A 17,732-nucleotide genomic window follows, 5' to 3' on the forward strand; every position below is an offset into this window, starting at 1 on the left:
CGCATGAAACTGACCGCCAAAGACAAAGAGCTGATCGAGGCCGCGACCAAGGCGATCAAGTCGCGCTATCGCAACGACTGGCAGGAAGTCGGCGCGGCGCTGCGCACGCGCGACGGAAGGCTGGTCGTCGGCGTCAATCTCGACGCTTACGTCGGTCGTGGCGCGGTTTGCGCGGAGGCGGTGGCGATCGGCACGGCGTTGACCGACAAGGGCGATAAGGGCATCGAGACTATCGTCGCCGTGCGTCATCCCAAACCGGGCGAGGCGGGCGAGATCGCGGTGGTGTCGCCGTGCGGCGCTTGTCGCGAACTCATCCACGACTACGACGCCAAGGCGCGCGTCATCGTGCCGAACGGCAAGCAGGGCCCGACCGTCGTCACCATCGGCGAATTGCTGCCGAACAAATACCGCCGGGGGATGACGTGACCACCGCGCCGAAGCGCCTCGTGACGGCCGACAAGCGCGACGACGACGTCGATGCCTCGCTGCGGCCGCAGAAGCTCGCCGAGTTCGTCGGCCAGGAGAAGGCGCGCGCCAATCTCTCGGTGTTCATCGAGGCGGCGAAAGCGCGGGGCGAGGCACTCGATCACGTCCTGTTCGTCGGCCCGCCGGGCCTCGGCAAGACCACTTTGGCGCAGATCGTGGCGCGCGAGATGGGCGTCAACTTTCGCTCGACATCCGGCCCGGTCATCGCCAAGGCCGGCGACCTTGCCGCGCTGCTCACCAATCTCGAGCCGCGCGACGTGCTGTTCATCGACGAGATCCATCGCCTCAATCCGCATGTCGAGGAAATCCTCTATCCGGCGATGGAGGACTTCCAGCTCGATCTCATCATCGGCGAAGGCCCCGCGGCGCGTTCGGTGAAGATCGATCTGGCGCCATTCACTTTGGTTGGCGCGACGACACGCGCCGGCCTGCTCACCAATCCGCTGCGCGACCGCTTCGGCATCCCGATCCGCCTCAACTTCTATACCGAGGCCGAACTCGAACTCATCGTGGCGCGCGGCGCGCGCGTGCTCGGCCTGCCGATGACGCCGGAAGGCGCCAACGAGATCGCCAAACGCTCGCGCGGTACGCCGCGTATCGCCGGGCGGCTCTTGCGCCGCGTGCGCGATTTTGCCCATGTCGATGGCGACAAGGCGGTCGATCGCGCCATCGCGGACAGGGCGTTGTCCGCGCTCGAAGTTGACGGCTCGGGTCTCGACGCCATGGACCGGCGCTATTTGAAAATGATCGCCGAGAACTATGCCGGCGGGCCGGTCGGCATCGAAACCATCGCCGCGGCCCTGTCGGAGCCGCGCGATGCCATCGAGGACATCATCGAGCCTTATCTCATCCAGAAAGGCTTCATCCAGCGCACCCCGCGCGGCCGGCTGCTCACCGGCGCGGCGTTCAGGCATCTCGGGATGAATGAGCCCAAGCGCGATCCGAGCCAGTTCGGGTTGTTTGCAGGGGATGAGGACGAATAACCCCTTCGTCATGGCCGGGCTTGTCCCGGCCATCCACGTCTTCTAATCGTTCGTTCAGCAAGACGTGGATGCCCGGCATAACGACGGAGAATATCGTGGCTCCCAATCCCCTCGACGGCGCTGTCACCGACGGCCTGCATCACCAGCAGATCCGCGTCTATTACGAGGACACGGATTTCTCCGGCGTCGTCTATCACGCCAGCTATCTGCGTTTCATGGAGCGCGGCCGGACCAATTATCTGCGCCTGCTCGGCGCCGATCACCGCGCCTTGTTCGAGGAAACCGAGAAGGAGGCGCCAGGCTTTGCCTTCGTCGTGCGGCAGATGAAGATCGACTTCAAGCGGCCCGCCAAGATGGACGACCTGCTCGATCTCTATACGCGGCCGAAGGAGGTCAAGGGCGCCTCGATCACTCTGCATCAGCAGGTCAAACGCGGCGACGAATTGCTGGTCGAGGCCGATGTGCAGGTCGCCTTCGTCTCCGGCGGCCGGGCCAGGCCCATCCCGAAGCCTTTGCGCATCGCCATGAAGGCGGACCAGGAAGCCGGCGGGGCGGGCTAAACGCCGCTTGACAAGTCTTTGTACCGATCGGTACAGGCGAAGGCGCCGGTTTGTTCATTCGGAGTCTTGCCATGTCGAATTTGGCCATGTCGCGTCCGCCTTTTCCGCCGTTTACCCTCGAGACCGCCCACCAGAAAGTGCGCATGGCGGAAGATGCCTGGAACAGCCGCGATCCGCAGCGCGTGTCGCTTGCCTATACGGAGAACTCGACCTGGCGCAATCGCGGCGAGTTCTTTTCTGGCCGCGCCGCCATTGTCGAATTCCTCACGCGCAAATGGGCGAAGGAGAACGACTATCGCCTGATCAAGGATCTGTGGGCGTTCCATGAAAACCGCATCGCCGTGCGCTTCCAGTACGAGTGGCACGACGCGAACGGTCAGTGGCACCGCTCCTACGGCAATGAGCAATGGGAGTTCGATGACGCCGGCCTGATGATGCGGCGCGAGGCCAGCATCAACGACATCGACATCGCGGAAAGCGACCGCCGCTTCCTGTGGCCGGCGCCGGGACCGCGTCCCGCCGATGTGCCAGGCCTGTCGGGAGAACCGTTCTGAGATCATTCCCCGTTCGTCCCCGCGAAAGCGGGGACCCAGGAGTCAAGCATTCGGTGTCTTCAAGAAGATCTGGATTCCCGCTTGCGCGGGAATGAACGGAGGTTGTTGCGGCGTGGGAAAATCTTTCGCCAAGAAGAACGTCGCAATCTCCCCCCGCGCGGCCTTGCTGCCGAAGCTCGGCGAGGTGTTCCGCACCTATGGCTATGAAGGCGCCAGCCTGACGCTGATTACGGCGGCGACGGGCTTGGGCAAAGGCAGCCTTTATCATCTGTTCCCCGGTGGCAAGGCGCAGATGGCGAAAGAAGTGCTGGCCGAGATTGACCAGTGGTTCGAGCGCGAGGTGTTCGCGCCCTTGCGCGACAGGGAGGATGCGAAAGCCGGCATCGCGCATATGTTCAAGGCGACCGACGATTATTTCCGTTCGGGTCGGCGCGTCTGTCTGGTCGGCGTGTTCGCGCTTGGCGCCGCGCGCGACGAATTCGCCGATGCCGTGCAGGGCTATTTCGACCGCTGGCGCGAGGCGCTTGCCGGGGCGTTGCGGCGGGCGGGGCACCCGCGCGCCGAGGCGATGGAATTGTCCGAGGACATTCTCGCCGGCATTCAGGGTGCGCTGGTGCTGGCGCGCGCCGCCGACGATCCAAAGCTGTTCAGTCGCTCGCTTACAAGACTGAAGCGACGCGCGGCCAGCCGCTAGTGGCACTTACGCCTCGGCCGGCGCCGTCTCATCCAGTCGTTCACGCAAGATCGTCAGCACCCGCCGCGTCGTCGCCAGATCGCCGGCGCTCAGACCTTTGCCCAATGCATTGACCCACGGCTTCTGCAGGCGGTCGGCGGTGACGCAGGCCGAACGGCCTTTGGCCGTCAGCGTCACGAGCTTGGCGCGGCGGTGATGAGGATTGTCGGCGAAGGCGACAAAGCCTTCCTCGGCCAGCTCGTTGGCGATGCGCTGCACGCCCTGACGATACAGACCCATGCTGCGCGCGATCCAGGCGACCGGTTGCGGCGTCGGCGCCAGCGCAATGGCGCCGAGCACCTGCCAGCGTGCGCTGGTGAGGCCGAGGTCGGCCACCAGCCGGTCGCCTTCGGCGAGCAGCCGGCCGTTGAGACGGAACACGTCGAGGATCAGGAGGCTCACGGCGGAGCCGGCGGCATGGCGCTGTCGATCGGTCATTGACAATGAATATCCTATTTGACTATATATAGTCAAATAGGCCGGTCGCGGCCTTGCGCCAATTCTGTGGAGTTCATTCATGCCCGCCCCATCGCATTCCGTTTATCGTGTCGACAAGTTCATCGTGCCGGCTGCCGCCCGCGACGAATTCATGGGCCGCGTGGCCATGATCAAGGACATGCTGCAGGCGATGCCGGGCTGCCGGCAGAACCTCGTGCTCGAGCAGGTCGGTGGTCCGGGTGCATTCAACGTCGTTACTTTTGTTGAGTGGCAGGACGCGCAGGCGCTGGAGAATGCCACGGCGGCGGTGACGGCGCGCTACAAGGAGATGAATTTCAATCCGCAAGAGGTCATTTCGCGTCTCGGTGTCACTGCCGACATCGCCAATTACGGCGCTTTCGCCTGAGGATGGCGCTAGAAAACGGGTGGCGGATTGCCTCCCGCGACGCCATCTTAGTCCCATGAGCGAACAAGCCTTCACCCTGTTCGAGACAGCCATCGGCACTTGCGCTATCGCTTGGCATGCGCACGGCTTGATCGGCGTGCAGTTGCCGGAGGCGAGCGAAAGCGCAACGCGGGCGCGGATGCGCAAGCGTTTCCCCGCGGCCCTCGAACGCGCGCCCGACGCCGGCGCGCGGCAGGCCATCGCCGGCATCGTCGCGCTGCTCAACGGCGAGAAGCGTGACCTCTCCGATATCGTCATCGACGACAGCGAAACGCCGGAGTTCAACGCGCGTGTCTATAAGGTCGTGCGCCAGATTCCGCCCGGCGAGACCTTGACCTATGGCGAAGTCGCCGAACGTCTCGGCGACAAGACGCTCGCCCGCGCCGTCGGACAGGCCATGGGGCAGAATCCGTGTCCCGTCGTCATGCCGTGCCATCGGGTGATGGCGGCAGCCGACCGCACGGGGGCGAAGACCGGCGGTTTCTCCGCGCCCGGCGGCGTCGTCACCAAGCTCAAGTTGCTGACGATCGAAGGCGCGCAGCCCGGCGGGCCGACTTTATTCGAGGAACTGCCGCTCGCGGTCGCGCCGCGCGGGCGCTGACGCGGGTTCCGCTCGCTTTCCTCGCCTGACTCATGTAAAGCCCCTTCACATGAAGGCTTCCCGCGCATGAGATGGACCAAGCACGATCGCGACGGCAATTCTGGCCCTGGAACTTCCGGCGAGGGTGCGCGCGGTTATCACCATGGCAATCTGAAAGAGGCGCTGGTCCGCGCTGCGCTGGAGCTGATCGCCGAGAAGGGACCGGCTGGTTTCACCTTTGCCGACGCGGCGCGCTGGGCCGGCGTGTCGCCGGCGGCGCCCTATCGTCATTTCAAGAGCCGCGAGGAATTGATCGGCGACGTGGCGCGCCGCGGCTTTGAACTGTTCACGGCCGCGCTCGACAAGGCCTGGGACGACGGCAGGCCCGATCCGAAGACGGCGTTCAACCGGCTTGGCAAAGCCTATCTCGATTTCGCGCGGGACATGCCGGCCTATTACTCGGCGATGTTTGAAGCCGGGGTGCCGAGCGACAGCGATCCGCAGTTGCGGGTTGCGAGCGAGAGCGCATTTGCAGTGTTGCGTAAGGCGGCGGAGCGGCTGGTCGCGTCGATGCCGGCGGGCCAGAGGCCGCCTGCCCTAATGGTGGCGCTGCACATCTGGTCGATGACACACGGCATTGCCTCGCTGTTCGGGCGCGGCGATCGCGCGCGCCGAACGCTGCCGATGGCGCCGGACGAACTGCTCGAGGCGGCCGTTCTGGTTTATCTGCGCGGCCTCGGCCTGCCGGCTTGAGAGCTGTTTATTGCGCTGGGCGTGCATCAAACTCCGTTCATTCCCGCGCAAGCGGGAATCCAGAAGCTACAGCGTGTGATTGCCTGGCTTCTGGGTCCCCGCTTTCGCGGGGACGAACGGAGAATGACGCAGGGTGACTAGCCCTTCAGGATCGCCTTCACCGCTTGGGCCAGCGGCGTGGTCGGCTTGCCCGTCAGCTTCGACAAGGCCTTGCTGTCGTCGAACAGCGCGCCCTGCGAAATCGGTACTTCCCAGCCGGCGATCATGGCCGCGAATGCTTCCGGCACGCCGTGGCTCGCAAGGCCCTTGGCGTAATCGGCGACGCTGAGATTCGTGTACGGAATCGTCTTGCCGGTCTGCTTCGAAATTTCCGCGGCCAGTTCGGCAAGCGTGAAAGCATTGTCGCCGGCCAGTTCATAGATCTTGCCGTCATGACCCGAGGTCGTGAGTACGGCGACCGCCGCTGCCGCATAATCGGCGCGCGCCGCCGAGGCGATTTTGCCGTTGCCGGCTGCGCCATAGAGCGCGGCACCGGCCACCGCGCCCTGGATGCCGGCGGCGTAATTCTCGGTGTACCAGCCGTTGCGCAGGAAGGTGTACGGAATGCCGGATGCTTTGATCGCGGCTTCGGTCGCGCGATGTTCGGCGGCGAGATCGATCCCGGATGTGTCGGCGTGCAGGATGCTTGTGTAGACGATGCGCTTCACGCCGGTCTTCTTGGCGGCCTCGATAATCGCCTTGTGCTGCGCCTCGCGCTGGCCGAGTTCGCTCGACGAAATCAGCAGCAAGGTGTCGATGCCTTTGAGCGCGGCGTCGAGCGTGGCGGGCTTGGTGTAGTCGGCTTCGCGCGCGGCGATGCCAAGGTCGGCGGCTTTGGCCGGTGTGCGGACGAGGGCGACGATGTCGCCGGCCGGGATTTTGGCTTTGAGCTGGGCGACGACGAGACGGCCGAGCTGACCGGTGGCGCCGGTAATTCCGATGGTCATGCGAGAACTCCAGTGGGTGATTTCGATGACCATCGACATAAACCGCTTGATTACTTTCAGTAAGTACCTACATTTCTGTAAGCATGAAGAAAGTTTTGCGTCGGCCTGAAGGAGTCTAAGCCTATGTCATCGCAGGAAATTTCCCTTGAGAACCTCGGGGTTCCGCTGTCCGAGAAGCTCGCCCGCGGCAATCTTCTCGCGGCCGCTTGTCCGTCGCGCGAGGTCCTGAAGCATCTAACAAGCCGCTGGGGCGTGCTGGTTCTGATCGTGCTCGAGCGCCGGATGCATCGGTTCAGCGAGCTGCGCCGGGCGGTCGGCGGGGTGAGCGAGCGCATGCTGGCGCAAACGCTGCAGCATCTGGAGCAGGATGGCATGGTCGCGCGCGTTGCTTACCAGGTCGTGCCGCCGCATGTGGAGTACAGCCTGACGCCGCTCGGCCGCGAGGCAGCGGAGAAGGTGAGGGTGCTGGCCGACTGGATCGAAGTCAGCCTGCCGCGGATCGCCAGGCACTGGGCGAAAGCGGAGAGGACGGGGGCGGTCGACGCCGACAATCGAGACGGCCAGGCCCTCTGACGAGGGTAGTCTTCACCCTCCCCCTCATAAGGGCGTTTACGCCCGTCTTCGACGGGCTATGGGGAGGGTGAGAGAGGCTGCCGCCCCCGCCGGTCAAAATAATATTCCTAGGACTATTGACTCTGCCGTTTGCCTAGCCCTATATTCCCATCCATTCCGCCCCATCTAGCGAGGGGTGTCTGTACAGCATCTTCAGATGCTGGGGCGGGGAGCGGTGGCCGGGACGGGGCGTCGGAGATGCGGCGCAGTTTCCCCTCCCGGCGGTCCAAGCCGCATCGGTCCTGGCGCGCTAAACCGCGCGCAACGGGGAGTGTAACTGGGCGTGGGGTGACGGGAGGTTGCCTTACGTCCTGAAGAAATCCCACAGCGGTGGATAGGCTGCCCCGACGTAAGAAGGGCCCGCCTGAAAGGTCGTGAGTCCACCGGGGGCCCTGCGGAGCAAACCTATAAACACCGCGCGCGGAACGCCAAAGGCTCGGCAATTCCGTGGTGACGACGTCTGTGCACTTTCTACAAACACCGTGCACAGAGCTGCGGGGTCGTTCGGGCCCCGGCGTTCCGCGCGCCCTCGTTTTATCGAGAGCGTGTAGCCCGGATGAGCGAAAGCGAAATCCGGGATGGAATGGGAATTCGGGACTGCGGCCTGCCCGGGGCCGACCAAACAATGCGGGCGATGACGTATGCCTAGGCTCCTTTTACGCCGCTCCAGTGAGTGAGAAGTCCTGGCCGGCCGAATAATTAATCCGGTCAAACCGCCGCAGCCTCTCGCATCGGGGCGAACCGTCCCCAACTGAGATTTCGATGTGAAGGGTGTTGACATTCCGCTTCGGCGCTCTTACTCATGTAAATGTTATTTACATTCACACGGAGACCGGAGAGGCCGCCATGCCCATCACCGCCAAGCTCGACGAATTCGGCAAGCCCGCCTGGATTGCCCTGACCGTACTCGGGTTCATCGTCTGGTGGCCGATCGGTCTCGCAACTTTGGCCTTCACAATCGGGAGCGGAAGAATGGGATGCGGATATCGCGGCCACGATCGCTGGCAGCACAAGATGGATCGTCTCCAGTCGAAGATGGACTGGATGCGCTCGAAGATGAGCGGTGGTCCCGGTTTCGGCGGCGGCTCACCCTTCGGTGCGCCGTCGAGCGGCAACTCGGCCTTCGATGAATACCGCAACGACACTTTGCGTCGCCTGGAAGAAGAGCAGCGCGAATTCAAGGCCTTCCTGGAGCGTCTGCGCTTCGCCAAGGACAAGACCGAGTTCGACGCCTTCATGGCTGAGCGGCGCAACCGCCCGGCGCCGGAAAGCCCGACGCAGAATTAAGCAGCCCCCCTGACCCTTCTGCGCGAGCCAGGCCGTCCGCTCTCTCCCCGAGGCGGGCGGCTTTCTCTTTTTTGTCTCAGGGCCCGTCTTCCGCCTTTAGGCGAAGGCGATTGATCGCGTTCCAAATGTCATACGGTTTTTGCCGTCGACCATGATCTTTCCGAAAATCGGCTCCACTTTTCGGGATTGTGCTCGTAACGAATCCTTTACGATAAAAGCGCTGTGTGGGGGGACATAAAGGCCAGCAAAAGCCCGTATTTTAGCGGGCTCGGCGCCCTCATTTGGCCAAGTTTGGCAGGGATTCCGCCTGCCGAGCCCAAGCCAATGGAATTTCGAACACCCGCGGTGCGGGCCTTGTCGACAAGGCCGGCGCCACGAAAAGGACGTGCCTTATGAATCCTGCCGATCTGGCACAGCAATCGCTACCGACCATCGTCGCTTCAGACCTGTCGCTGTGGACCCTGTTCTGGCACGCCCACTGGGTCGTGAAGTTCGTGATGGTCGGCCTGCTCGCCTGCTCGGTCTGGGTTTGGGCGATCGCCATCGACAAGTGGGTGCTGTACACGCGCAACGCGCGCGCCATGCGCAACTTCGAGTCCCAGTTCTGGTCCGGCCAGTCGCTCGAGGAGCTTTATCGCACCCACGCCGCCAAGCCGACCAACTCGATGGCCGCCTTGTTCGTCGCCGCGATGCAGGAGTGGAAGCGCAGCTTCTCCGGCCAGCAACGTTCCTTCGCCGGCCTGCAGACGCGTCTCGACAAGGTGATGCAGGTGACGATCGCGCGCGAAATCGAGCGTCTGGAAAAGCGGCTTCTGGTGCTGGCGACGGTCGGCTCGGCCGGTCCGTTCGTCGGCCTGTTCGGCACCGTCTGGGGCATCATGACCAGCTTCCAGTCGATCGCCGCGTCGAAAAATACGTCGCTCGCCGTGGTGGCCCCGGGCATCGCGGAGGCGCTCTTTGCGACCGCGGTCGGCCTCATCGCCGCCATACCGGCGACGATTTTCTACAATAAGTTTGCGGCCGAAGTGAATAAACAGGCGCAGCAGCTCGAAGGCTTCGCCGACGAATTCTCCGCCATCCTGTCGCGCCAGATCGACGAACGCGGGGCGGGCTGAGCCGGATACCGGGGCGGCGTCGCGGGCGGGGCCGCGATCCGAAACTTGAGGGACGAGGCGAATGGCAGCAGCGAATGCGGGAACGCCGGTGGCCGGAAAGGGTCGTCGCCGCCGTCGCTCGGTGATGGCGGAAATCAACGTCACGCCGATGGTCGACGTCATGCTGGTGCTGCTGATCATCTTCATGGTGTCGGCGCCGCTCCTGACCGTTGGCGTGCCGATCGATCTGCCGCAGTCGCAGGCCAAGAGCCTCGACCAGGACAAGGAGCCCCTTACTCTGTCGGTCAACGACAAGGGCAAGGTTTTCCTCCAGAACGAGGAAATCGAACTCGAAAAGCTGGTGCCGAAACTCGAAGCCGTGGCGCAGGCGCGCGGCGGTAAGGAATCGCGCGTCTATGTGCGCGGCGACAAGAACGTGAACTACGGGGCGATGATGGCCGTCATGGGTCGCCTGTCGGGCGCGGGTTTCACCCGTGTCGCGCTGGTGACCGAGTTTGAGCAGGGCGGCAAAAAATAAATATGCAGATGAAGACGGCATCGATGATCTCGACCGCCCTGCACATCGCTGTGCTGGGCTGGGCGACGCTGTCTTTCAATGGCAAGGCTTTTGAGTCGACCCATGTCGAGGCGATGCCGATCGACCTCGTCAACATCAGCGAATTCTCCCAGATGACCAAGGGCGTGAAAGATGCGCCGAAGGTCGAGGAGCAACCGAAGCCCGTTGTCGAAAAGGTTTCGAAACAACCGCCGCCTACGCCGGCCGACGATCTCAAGCCCAAGATCACCGAAAAGCGCGAGGTCGCCGACAACAAGGAGGCCGCGCCGCCGCAGCCGGAGCCCAAACCCGAGCCGCCGAAGCCGGAGCCCAAGCCCGAACCGCAGAAAGCGGAGCCGAAGCCCGACCAGATCGCCGACAAGATCAAGGATGACAAGGAGCCGACGACCAAAGCCGAGTCGCAACCGCTGCCGCCGAAACGTCCGCCAATGCCGAAGAAGCCGCAGCAGCAGTTCAATCCGAACCAGATCGCGGCGCTGCTCGACAAGCGCGATCCGCTGCGCCATGCGCAAACCGGTGACGCGCTCAATTCGCTGGCCTCCAGAGGCACAGCCACCGGCAGCAGCTCGACGCTTTCCGCCAGCGAACTGTCGCTGTTCATGGCGAAGATCAAAGGCTGCTGGGACGTGCCTGCGGGGATCGCCGATGCGAACAGCGTGCCTGTTCTCCCGATCACGATCCAGCTCAACCGCGACGGGTCTCTCGCGAGCCAGCCGAGGATCGACATTCAGGTTCCGCCGGGGCCGATGCAGATCGTCGCCGAAAGCGCCTTGCGCGCGATTCTCAAATGCGCGCCCTATACTATGTTCAGGCAATCCAATTATGAGGCCTGGCGCATACTCCCCCTCGGCTTCGATCCAGGTTTCATGTCGAGGAGCTAGAATTGTCGTCAAATCACTTTAACGACTTGGGGAAGACATTGACCGCCACATTGAAGGGCGCCCGCGGGCCCAGGCAGACGCGCCGACGTTTCCTTGCGTTTTCGGCGGGCGCCGTCGCGACCGGTCTTTGGGCGCAGCAGGCGCAGTCGCAGGCGCAACGCTCGCGTATCATCATCTCCGAAGGCAACGTGCAGGCGATGCCGATCGCGCTGCCCGATTTCGTCGCCGGCACGCCGGCCGATGCCGACGTGTCGCGCAACGTCACCGGCATCATCTCGAGCAATCTTCAGCGCTCCGGTCTGTTCGCGCCGATCAATCCGGCCGCCTTCACCGAGAAGATCACCAATTCGGACGCCGTGCCGCGCTTTCCCGACTGGCGCGTCCTCAACGCCCAGGCGCTGGTCACCGGGCGCATCACCAAGCAGGGCGACGGCCGTCTCAAGGCGGAATTCCGCCTGTGGGACGTGTTCGCCGGCCAGCAACTCGACGGCAAGCAATACTTTACGACGCCGGACAACTGGCGGCGCATCGCGCACATCATTTCCGACGCGATCTATGAGCGCCTCACCGGCGAGAAGGGCTATTTCGACAGCCGCGTCGTTTTCGTCGATGAGACCGGGCCGAAGGACCGCCGCGTCAAGCGGCTCGCCATCATGGACCAGGACGGCGCCGGCGTGCGTTATCTGACTCGCGGCGACGATCTGGTGCTGACGCCGCGCTTCAACCCGACGACGCAAGAGATCACCTACATGTCCTATGGACAGGCGGATCCGCGCGTTTATCTGCTCAACATCGAAACCGGCCAGCGCGAGATCGTCGGCAACTTCCCCGGCATGACCTTCGCGCCGCGCTTCTCGCCGGACGGCCAGCGCGTCATCATGAGCCTGCAGCAGGGCCCGAACTCCAATTTGTTCGTCATGGACCTGCGCTCCAAGCAGACGACGCGGCTCACCGATACGCCGGCCATCGACACCGCGCCGTGTTATTCGCCGGACGGCCGCTCCATCTGCTTCGAGAGCGATCGCGGCGGCTCGCCGCAAATCTATGTCATGCCCGCGACCGGCGGCCCGGCGCAGCGCATTTCGTTTGGCGAAGGCAGCCACTCGACGCCGGTGTGGTCGCCGCGCGGCGACTACATCGCCTTCACCGGCCAGTCGCGCGGCCAGTTCTCCATCGGCATCCTCAAGCCGGACGGTCAGGGCGAACGCCTGCTCACCTCGGGGTTCCACAACGAAGGTCCGACCTTCGCGCCGAACGGCCGCGTGCTGATGTTCTTCCGCGATCCGGGGCAGGGGCCGTCGCTCTATACGATCGACATTACCGGCCGTAACGAGCAGAAGGTGCCGACGCCGTCGCTGGCCTCGGACCCTGCCTGGTCGCCGTTATTGTCCTGAGCTTGGCCGGCACAATTCCGCCCGCACCCCGGCCCAAATCCCGTTGGCGCCGTCAGAGCGCCATATTCACCGGCTTTTAACCATGGCTGGCGGTTTAAGCCGTTCGGATGAAGTTTAGGGGCCGCCGCAAGGTTCCATTTAGGTTGATGGAAGGTTCGCTTAACCACCCCACGGTTAGATGTGGGGCTTAAGCGCGCGGCCCTGCTTCCGGGCTGTTCGATGTCGAGGCGGGGGGCACCGCCTGCGGCGGAGTACGGAGTTATCAGGATGATCGAGATCGGAAAATTCGTTCGCGGCATGCGGCTCGCCGCGGTGCTTGCTCTGGGCCTGGCCATCTCGGCTTGCGCGAACCAGAACGCCACCGACGGCGCCAACGGTGCCGGCTCGGCTTCGACGCCGGGCAGCCAGCAGGATTTCGTCGTTAATGTCGGCGACCGCGTCTTCTTCGAGACGGACCAGACCGAACTGACGCAGACGGGCCGCGAGACGCTCGACAAGCAGGCGCAGTGGCTGACGCGCTATAGCCAGTACACCTTCGTCATCGAAGGCCACGCCGACGAACGCGGTACGCGCGAATACAACATCGCGCTCGGCGCCCGCCGTGCCCAGTCGGTGCGCGACTATTTGGTCTCGCGTGGCATCAATGCCGGCCGCATGCGGACCATCTCCTACGGCAAGGAACGCCCTGTCGCGGTGTGTAACGACATCTCGTGCTGGTCGCAGAACCGTCGCGCCGTCACGGTGCTCAATGCCGGCGGCGCCTGATCGCAGCGCTTAACTTCAGCGAATGATGTGATGCCCGGCCCCTGTGCCGGGCATCCGCTTTTCTGGCTGCGCTGATCGCTCCCTGCCTTTATGACGCCCCGGCGACAAAGCCTTCAACAACCTCATTATCCCCGTTGTCACGGGTTCCCGCGCGGGCGATGATCCCCGCGCGGCCGGTGCTGTCATAGGCCGCCTTTGGAATTCGAGGGGGCTCGAATGGCACACGGCGCGAAGCGCAAGCATAAGCTTGCTGCGACAATCGCTTTTGTCGGCATCCTGTCGCTGATCGCCGGCTGTGGCGAGAAGAATACATACGTCGCGCCGCCGCCGCCCAAAGTGACTGTCGCCGCACCGACGAAGAAGCCCGTCACGCGTTATCTGGAATCGACCGGCAATGTCGCCGCGGTGAATTCGGCCGATCTCGTCGCGCGCGTTGCCGGGTTTGTCCAGGACATCAAGTACGAGGACGGCGCCGCGGTCAAAAAGGGTCAGGTGCTGTTCGTCATCGAGCAGAAGCCCTACGAACTCAAGGTCCAGCAGGCCAAAGCGAGCGAGGACAATGCCAAGGCGGCATTGATCTCGGCGCAGGCTGCTTATCAACGGCAGGCCGATCTGGTTCCGAGCGGTTCGGCCTCGAAGGCCGCGCTCGACAGTGCTCTCGGCACCCGCGATGGCGCCCAGGCGGCGCTGGACCAGGCCGTCGCCGCGACCAAGCTTGCCGAGAATGACCTCGCCTATACGCAGATCAACGCGCCATTCGACGGCATCGTCACCGCGCGCAAGGTGTCGATCGGCGCTTTCGTGTCCGGCAACGGCACGCCGCTCGCCTCCATCGTCTCGAGCGATCCGATCTACGTGAACTTCACCATCGGCGAGCGCGAAACCATTCGCGTCCGCGCGATGATCGCCGAACGCGGCCTCACGCCCGCCGAACTGAAGAAGGTGCCGGTCGAGGTTGCGCTGCAGACCGATACTGGTTTCCCGCACAAAGGCACGCTCGATTATGCCGCCCCCAGCGTCGATCCATCGACCGGCACGCTCGCCGGCCGCGCCATTTTCGATAATCCGAAGCATGTCCTGCTGCCCGGCCTGTTCGTGCGCGTGCGCATCCCGCTTGGACCGCCGCAGGAAGAGCTGCTGGTGCCGGACACCGCGCTCGGTACCGACCAGAGCGGCCGCTATCTGCTCGTCGTCAATAAGGACGACGTGGTTGAACAGCGCCGCGTCGAACTGGGGCCGCTCGACGGCACCTTGCAGGTCATCGACAAGGGCGTCGGTCCCGGCGATCGCGTGATCGTCAACGGCATGCTGCGCGCTGTGCCGGGCCAGAAGGTCGATCCGCAGACGGCATCAGCGCCGCCGAAGTCCTCGTAACGAGGGCAGGGCGATGATCTCCAAATTCTTCATCGAGCGGCCGGTTCTCGCCAACGTCATCGCCATTTTGATGATCGTGATCGGCGCCGTCGCGTTGTTTCAGTTGCCGGTGGCGCAATATCCCGATGTCGTGCCGCCGACGGTGTCGGTGACGACGCGCTATCCCGGTGCCAGTGCGCGCACGGTCATCGACACCGTGGCGCTGCCGATCGAGCAGCAGGTCAACGGCGTGGAAGGCATGATCTACATGCAGTCCTACGCCGCCTCCGACGGCTCATATAACCTCACCGTCACCTTCAAGATCGGCACCGATCTCAATTTCGCGCAGGTGCTGGTACAGAACCGCGTGGCGAGCGCCGAAGCGCAATTGCCATCGGCGGTGCAGGCGCAAGGCGTCGTGGTGCAGAAGAAGTCGACCTCGATGTTGCAGATCGCGACGCTGACGTCGAGCGATCCGAAGCATGACAGCCTGTTTTTGTCGAACTACGCCACTATCAGTCTCAAGGACGAACTATCGCGCGTACCGGGCGTCGGCAATGTGACCGTGTTCGGCGCCGGCAACTACGCCATGCGCATCTGGCTTGACCCGAACAAGATGAAGGCGAGGGGGCTCAACGTCAACGACGTAGTCGGCGCGTTGCAGTCGCAGAACAGCCAGGTGACGGCGGGCCAGATCGGCGCGCCGCCCGGTCCCGACACGGTGCCGTTCCAGTACACGCTCAATGTCTTCGGCCGCCTGACCGAGGTATCCGAATTCGCCAATGTCATCGTCAAGACCGGCCCGACCGGCGAGATCACGCGTGTGCGCGATATCGGCAGGGTCGAACTCGGCGCGCAGACCTATGGCGTCATCTTCAAGGTCGACAACAAGGCCTCCGCCGGTCTCGGCATTTCGCTGACGCCGGGCGCCAATGCGCTCACGGTGGCAACCGACGTGAAGAAGCGGCTCGCCGAACTCGCCGGCAGTTTCCCGCAGGGCATGCAATACGACGTGCCGTTCGACGTCACGGTCTTCGTCAATGCCTCGATCCACGAGGTGTACAAGACGCTGATCGAGGCGGCGATCCTGGTGCTGATCGTCATTCTGATCTTCCTGCAGGACTGGCGCGCCATGCTGGTGCCGGCGACCACGGTGCCGGTGACCATCATCGGCGCTTTCGCCGCGATGGCGGCGATGGGTTTCACGGTGAATTTCGCCACCCTGTTCGCCATCGTGCTGGCGATCGGCATTGTGGTCGACGACGCCATCATCGTGGTCGAGGGCGCGGCGCATAACATCGATCACGGCATGAACGGCCACGATGCGGCCATCGAAGCAATGCGGCTGCTGCTCGGGCCGATCATCGGCATCACTTTGGTGCTATTGTCGGTGTTCCTGCCGGCGGCGTTCCTGCCCGGCCTGACCGGGCAGATGTACGCGCAATTCGCGCTGGTGATCGCCGCCACCGCGCTGATATCGGCGATCAACGCCGTGACCCTGAAGCCGACGCAATGCGCGCTGTGGCTCAGACCGACCGTGCCGCCGGAGCAGCGCAACATCTTCTATCGCGGCTTCAACAAGGTGTACGACAAGTGCGAGCGCGCCTATGCACGGCTGATGACGCGGCTTGTCGCCCATGCCGGCAAGGTGACGGTGTTCGCCCTTATTGCCATCGGCGTCACGATGTACGGCTTCTCGCGCATCCCGACCGGATTCATCCCGGTCGAGGATCAGGGCTATATGCTGGCGACCGTGCAGTTGCCGGACGGCGCCTCGTTGCCGCGCACACAGGCGGTGATGGACAAGCTCGATGCCATCGCGCGCAAAAATCCCGGCGTCGACAAGGTCGTGACCATCGCCGGCATTTCCGCGCTCGACAATAATTCGGCGCTGTCGTCGGCCGGGGTCGCCTACATCATCCTCAAGGACTGGGACGTGCGTGGCAAGGCGCTGAGCCTGCTGCCGATGTATCAGTCGCTGTCGCGCGAACTCGGCGCCATTGAGGAGGCCAGTGTCCGCGTCCTGCCGCCGCCGCCGATCCAGGGTATCGGCAATGCCGCCGGCACGACGGCGCAGGTCGAACTGCGCGACAACTCCACCGACTATGTCAAATTGCAGAGCATCGTCGACACCCTGATGGGCAACGCCGCCTCGCAGTCGAACATCCAGGCGGTCATCTCGTCGTTCCGCGCCAGCGTTCCGCAATATCTGGTCGACGTCGATCGTGTGAAGGCCCAGGCCGTCGGCGTTTCCGTCGACCAGTTGTTCTCGGCGCTCGGCGGTTATCTTGGCTCGGCCTATGTCAACCAGTTCACCCAGTTCGGCCGTACCTTCCAGGTCGTAGCCCAGGCGGATTCCCAGTTCCGGCTGCGCACGCAGGATCTCGACAATATTTCCGTACGCAACAACCAGGGCAGCATGATCCCGCTGTCGACGCTGATCGACATCAAGCCGGTGAGCGGGCCGTCGCTGGTGAGCCTGTACAATCTCTATCCGTCGGCGACCGTGATCACGCTTCCGGCGCGCGGCCATTCGTCGGGCGAGACCATGACTCTGATGGAGCAGGTCGCCAAGCAATCCTTCCCGCCGAACACGGTGATGGAATGGACCGGCCTGTCGTATCAGGAAAAGCTCGTCGGCAATCAGATGTACTTCGTCTTCGCCATGGCGCTGCTGCTGGTCTATCTGGTGCTCGCGGGGCAGTACGAGAGCTGGTACCAGCCGGCGGCGGTCATTCTCGCGGTACCGATTTCGCTGATCGGCCCGGTGGGCACGCTGCTCGCGCTCGGCATCGAAAACAATCTCTATACCCAGATCGGCATCGTGCTCCTGATCGCGCTTTCGGCGAAGAACGCGATCCTCATTGTCGAGTTCGGCCGAGAGCTGCGCGAGGGCGGCAAGGGCCTGCTCGAGTCCGCCGTCGAGGCGGCGCGGGCGCGGTTCCGACCGATCCTGATGACGTCCTTCGCCTTCATCCTCGGCGTGCTGCCGCTGGTGCTGGCGACCGGCGCCGGCGCCAATGCGCGAGCCTCGATCGGCATCACCGTGTTCACCGGCATGCTGGCCTCGACCTGCCTGGCTGTGCTGTTCGTGCCGTCGTTCTTCGTCGTCATCCGCGCCTTCGAGGAGTGGATGAAGGCGCGCGGCAAAAACGCGCCGAAACCGGTGCCGGCAGAGTAATCCCTGCAACAGCCGTGGGCGGGCCACAATCTGGTCGCACTCGATTGGCTATGGTAGGGGAACGCCCCGC

The 17,732-nt window shown here is 63.8% G+C and carries 19 protein-coding genes; 17 read left to right on the top strand and 2 right to left on the bottom strand.

Annotated features, from left to right (window positions below; all coding sequences use genetic code 11):
• The first annotated feature begins 3 nt into the window (after positions 1-3).
• The 5 genes from E8Q40_RS05940 to E8Q40_RS05960 all read left to right on the top strand — a co-directional run bounded on the left by E8Q40_RS05940 (position 4) and on the right by E8Q40_RS05960 (position 3,277).
• The gene (locus E8Q40_RS05940) at positions 4-426 is read left to right on the top strand and encodes a cytidine deaminase (RefSeq protein WP_137043510.1); all 423 of its coding nucleotides are present in this window, start codon (positions 4-6) and stop codon (positions 424-426) included.
• Positions 423-1,469, top strand: coding sequence for a Holliday junction branch migration DNA helicase RuvB (gene ruvB / locus E8Q40_RS05945; protein WP_137043511.1), 1,047 nt, complete (start codon positions 423-425; stop codon positions 1,467-1,469). Before E8Q40_RS05940 ends, ruvB begins: the two co-directional genes overlap by 4 nt.
• Before the next feature lie 95 nt (positions 1,470-1,564).
• Positions 1,565-2,029 (top strand): tol-pal system-associated acyl-CoA thioesterase, encoded by a 465-nt coding sequence (gene ybgC / locus E8Q40_RS05950; protein ID WP_246663012.1) that lies wholly within the window; start codon positions 1,565-1,567, stop codon positions 2,027-2,029.
• A gap of 86 nt (positions 2,030-2,115) precedes the next feature.
• Entirely contained in the window at positions 2,116-2,583 is a 468-nt protein-coding gene (locus tag E8Q40_RS05955) for a nuclear transport factor 2 family protein (RefSeq protein WP_137046607.1), read from the top strand.
• Positions 2,584-2,728: 145 nt separating this feature from the next.
• Positions 2,729-3,277, top strand: a complete 549-nt coding sequence (locus E8Q40_RS05960) for a TetR/AcrR family transcriptional regulator (RefSeq protein ID WP_137046608.1) — start codon at positions 2,729-2,731, stop codon at positions 3,275-3,277.
• 6 nt (positions 3,278-3,283) lie between these two features.
• Here the strand turns inward: E8Q40_RS05960 and E8Q40_RS05965 are convergent, their stop codons facing one another.
• A complete protein-coding gene (locus E8Q40_RS05965) occupies positions 3,284-3,754 on the bottom strand; it encodes a MarR family winged helix-turn-helix transcriptional regulator (RefSeq protein ID WP_137043513.1) in 471 nt (156 codons plus the stop codon).
• Between the two features lie 79 nt (positions 3,755-3,833).
• Between E8Q40_RS05965 and E8Q40_RS05970 the strand changes: the two genes are divergently transcribed.
• From E8Q40_RS05970 to E8Q40_RS05980, 3 genes are all read left to right on the top strand, one after another.
• The gene (locus E8Q40_RS05970) at positions 3,834-4,160 is read left to right on the top strand and encodes an antibiotic biosynthesis monooxygenase (RefSeq protein WP_137043514.1); all 327 of its coding nucleotides are present in this window, start codon (positions 3,834-3,836) and stop codon (positions 4,158-4,160) included.
• A 55-nt stretch (positions 4,161-4,215) separates the two neighbouring features.
• Entirely contained in the window at positions 4,216-4,800 is a 585-nt protein-coding gene (locus tag E8Q40_RS05975) for a methylated-DNA--[protein]-cysteine S-methyltransferase (RefSeq protein ID WP_137043515.1), read from the top strand.
• Between the two features lie 66 nt (positions 4,801-4,866).
• Positions 4,867-5,532 (top strand): TetR/AcrR family transcriptional regulator, encoded by a 666-nt coding sequence (locus E8Q40_RS05980; protein ID WP_137043516.1) that lies wholly within the window; start codon positions 4,867-4,869, stop codon positions 5,530-5,532.
• Between the two features lie 137 nt (positions 5,533-5,669).
• Here E8Q40_RS05980 and E8Q40_RS05985 read toward each other — a convergent pair whose 3' ends face one another.
• The gene (locus E8Q40_RS05985; protein ID WP_137043517.1) at positions 5,670-6,518 is read right to left on the bottom strand and encodes an SDR family oxidoreductase; all 849 of its coding nucleotides are present in this window, start codon (positions 6,516-6,518) and stop codon (positions 5,670-5,672) included.
• 123 nt (positions 6,519-6,641) lie between these two features.
• Here E8Q40_RS05985 and E8Q40_RS05990 point away from each other — a divergent pair, with 123 nt between their 5' ends.
• The 9 genes from E8Q40_RS05990 (at position 6,642) to E8Q40_RS06030 (ending at position 17,662) form a co-directional block, all read left to right on the top strand.
• Entirely contained in the window at positions 6,642-7,091 is a 450-nt protein-coding gene (locus tag E8Q40_RS05990; RefSeq protein WP_137043518.1) for a helix-turn-helix domain-containing protein, read from the top strand.
• Positions 7,092-7,976: 885 nt separating this feature from the next.
• Positions 7,977-8,417, top strand: coding sequence for a DUF2852 domain-containing protein (locus E8Q40_RS05995; RefSeq protein WP_137043519.1), 441 nt, complete (start codon positions 7,977-7,979; stop codon positions 8,415-8,417).
• 392 nt (positions 8,418-8,809) lie between these two features.
• Positions 8,810-9,532: a protein TolQ gene (gene tolQ / locus E8Q40_RS06000; RefSeq protein WP_137043520.1), complete on the top strand. Its 723-nt coding sequence runs from the start codon at positions 8,810-8,812 to the stop codon at positions 9,530-9,532.
• Between the two features lie 61 nt (positions 9,533-9,593).
• Positions 9,594-10,049, top strand: a complete 456-nt coding sequence (tolR, locus tag E8Q40_RS06005; protein ID WP_137043521.1) for a protein TolR — start codon at positions 9,594-9,596, stop codon at positions 10,047-10,049.
• Positions 10,050-10,051: 2 nt separating this feature from the next.
• Entirely contained in the window at positions 10,052-10,969 is a 918-nt protein-coding gene (locus E8Q40_RS06010) for a cell envelope integrity protein TolA (protein ID WP_137043522.1), read from the top strand.
• Between the two features lie 38 nt (positions 10,970-11,007).
• The gene (gene tolB, locus E8Q40_RS06015) at positions 11,008-12,363 is read left to right on the top strand and encodes a Tol-Pal system beta propeller repeat protein TolB (protein WP_246663013.1); all 1,356 of its coding nucleotides are present in this window, start codon (positions 11,008-11,010) and stop codon (positions 12,361-12,363) included.
• Between the two features lie 267 nt (positions 12,364-12,630).
• The gene (gene pal, locus E8Q40_RS06020) at positions 12,631-13,128 is read left to right on the top strand and encodes a peptidoglycan-associated lipoprotein Pal (protein WP_246663014.1); all 498 of its coding nucleotides are present in this window, start codon (positions 12,631-12,633) and stop codon (positions 13,126-13,128) included.
• 216 nt (positions 13,129-13,344) lie between these two features.
• A complete protein-coding gene (locus E8Q40_RS06025; RefSeq protein ID WP_137043523.1) occupies positions 13,345-14,502 on the top strand; it encodes an efflux RND transporter periplasmic adaptor subunit in 1,158 nt (385 codons plus the stop codon).
• Positions 14,503-14,515: 13 nt separating this feature from the next.
• Positions 14,516-17,662 (top strand): efflux RND transporter permease subunit, encoded by a 3,147-nt coding sequence (locus tag E8Q40_RS06030; protein WP_137043524.1) that lies wholly within the window; start codon positions 14,516-14,518, stop codon positions 17,660-17,662.
• Positions 17,663-17,732 lie beyond the last annotated feature (70 nt).

Source organism: Pseudolabrys sp. FHR47, assembly GCF_005153485.1.
In the GTDB taxonomy this organism is placed as follows: Bacteria; Pseudomonadota; Alphaproteobacteria; order Rhizobiales; family Xanthobacteraceae; genus Pseudolabrys.

Bases quoted from the DNA above. Each gene is read 5' to 3' on its own strand.
- E8Q40_RS05940 (WP_137043510.1), top strand. From the start codon at position 4: ATGAAACTGACCGCCAAAGACAAAGAGCTGATCGAGGCCGCGACCAAG.
- E8Q40_RS05955 (WP_137046607.1), top strand. From the start codon at position 2,116: ATGTCGCGTCCGCCTTTTCCGCCGTTTACCCTCGAGACCGCCCACCAG.
- E8Q40_RS05965 (WP_137043513.1), bottom strand. From the start codon at position 3,754: ATGACCGATCGACAGCGCCATGCCGCCGGCTCCGCCGTGAGCCTCCTG.
- E8Q40_RS05970 (WP_137043514.1), top strand. From the start codon at position 3,834: ATGCCCGCCCCATCGCATTCCGTTTATCGTGTCGACAAGTTCATCGTG.
- E8Q40_RS05975 (WP_137043515.1), top strand. From the start codon at position 4,216: ATGAGCGAACAAGCCTTCACCCTGTTCGAGACAGCCATCGGCACTTGC.
- E8Q40_RS05980 (WP_137043516.1), top strand. From the start codon at position 4,867: ATGAGATGGACCAAGCACGATCGCGACGGCAATTCTGGCCCTGGAACT.
- E8Q40_RS05985 (WP_137043517.1), bottom strand. From the start codon at position 6,518: ATGACCATCGGAATTACCGGCGCCACCGGTCAGCTCGGCCGTCTCGTC.
- E8Q40_RS05990 (WP_137043518.1), top strand. From the start codon at position 6,642: ATGTCATCGCAGGAAATTTCCCTTGAGAACCTCGGGGTTCCGCTGTCC.
- E8Q40_RS05995 (WP_137043519.1), top strand. From the start codon at position 7,977: ATGCCCATCACCGCCAAGCTCGACGAATTCGGCAAGCCCGCCTGGATT.
- tolQ (WP_137043520.1), top strand. From the start codon at position 8,810: ATGAATCCTGCCGATCTGGCACAGCAATCGCTACCGACCATCGTCGCT.
- tolR (WP_137043521.1), top strand. From the start codon at position 9,594: ATGGCAGCAGCGAATGCGGGAACGCCGGTGGCCGGAAAGGGTCGTCGC.
- E8Q40_RS06010 (WP_137043522.1), top strand. From the start codon at position 10,052: ATGCAGATGAAGACGGCATCGATGATCTCGACCGCCCTGCACATCGCT.
- pal (WP_246663014.1), top strand. From the start codon at position 12,631: ATGATCGAGATCGGAAAATTCGTTCGCGGCATGCGGCTCGCCGCGGTG.
- E8Q40_RS06025 (WP_137043523.1), top strand. From the start codon at position 13,345: ATGGCACACGGCGCGAAGCGCAAGCATAAGCTTGCTGCGACAATCGCT.
- E8Q40_RS06030 (WP_137043524.1), top strand. From the start codon at position 14,516: ATGATCTCCAAATTCTTCATCGAGCGGCCGGTTCTCGCCAACGTCATC.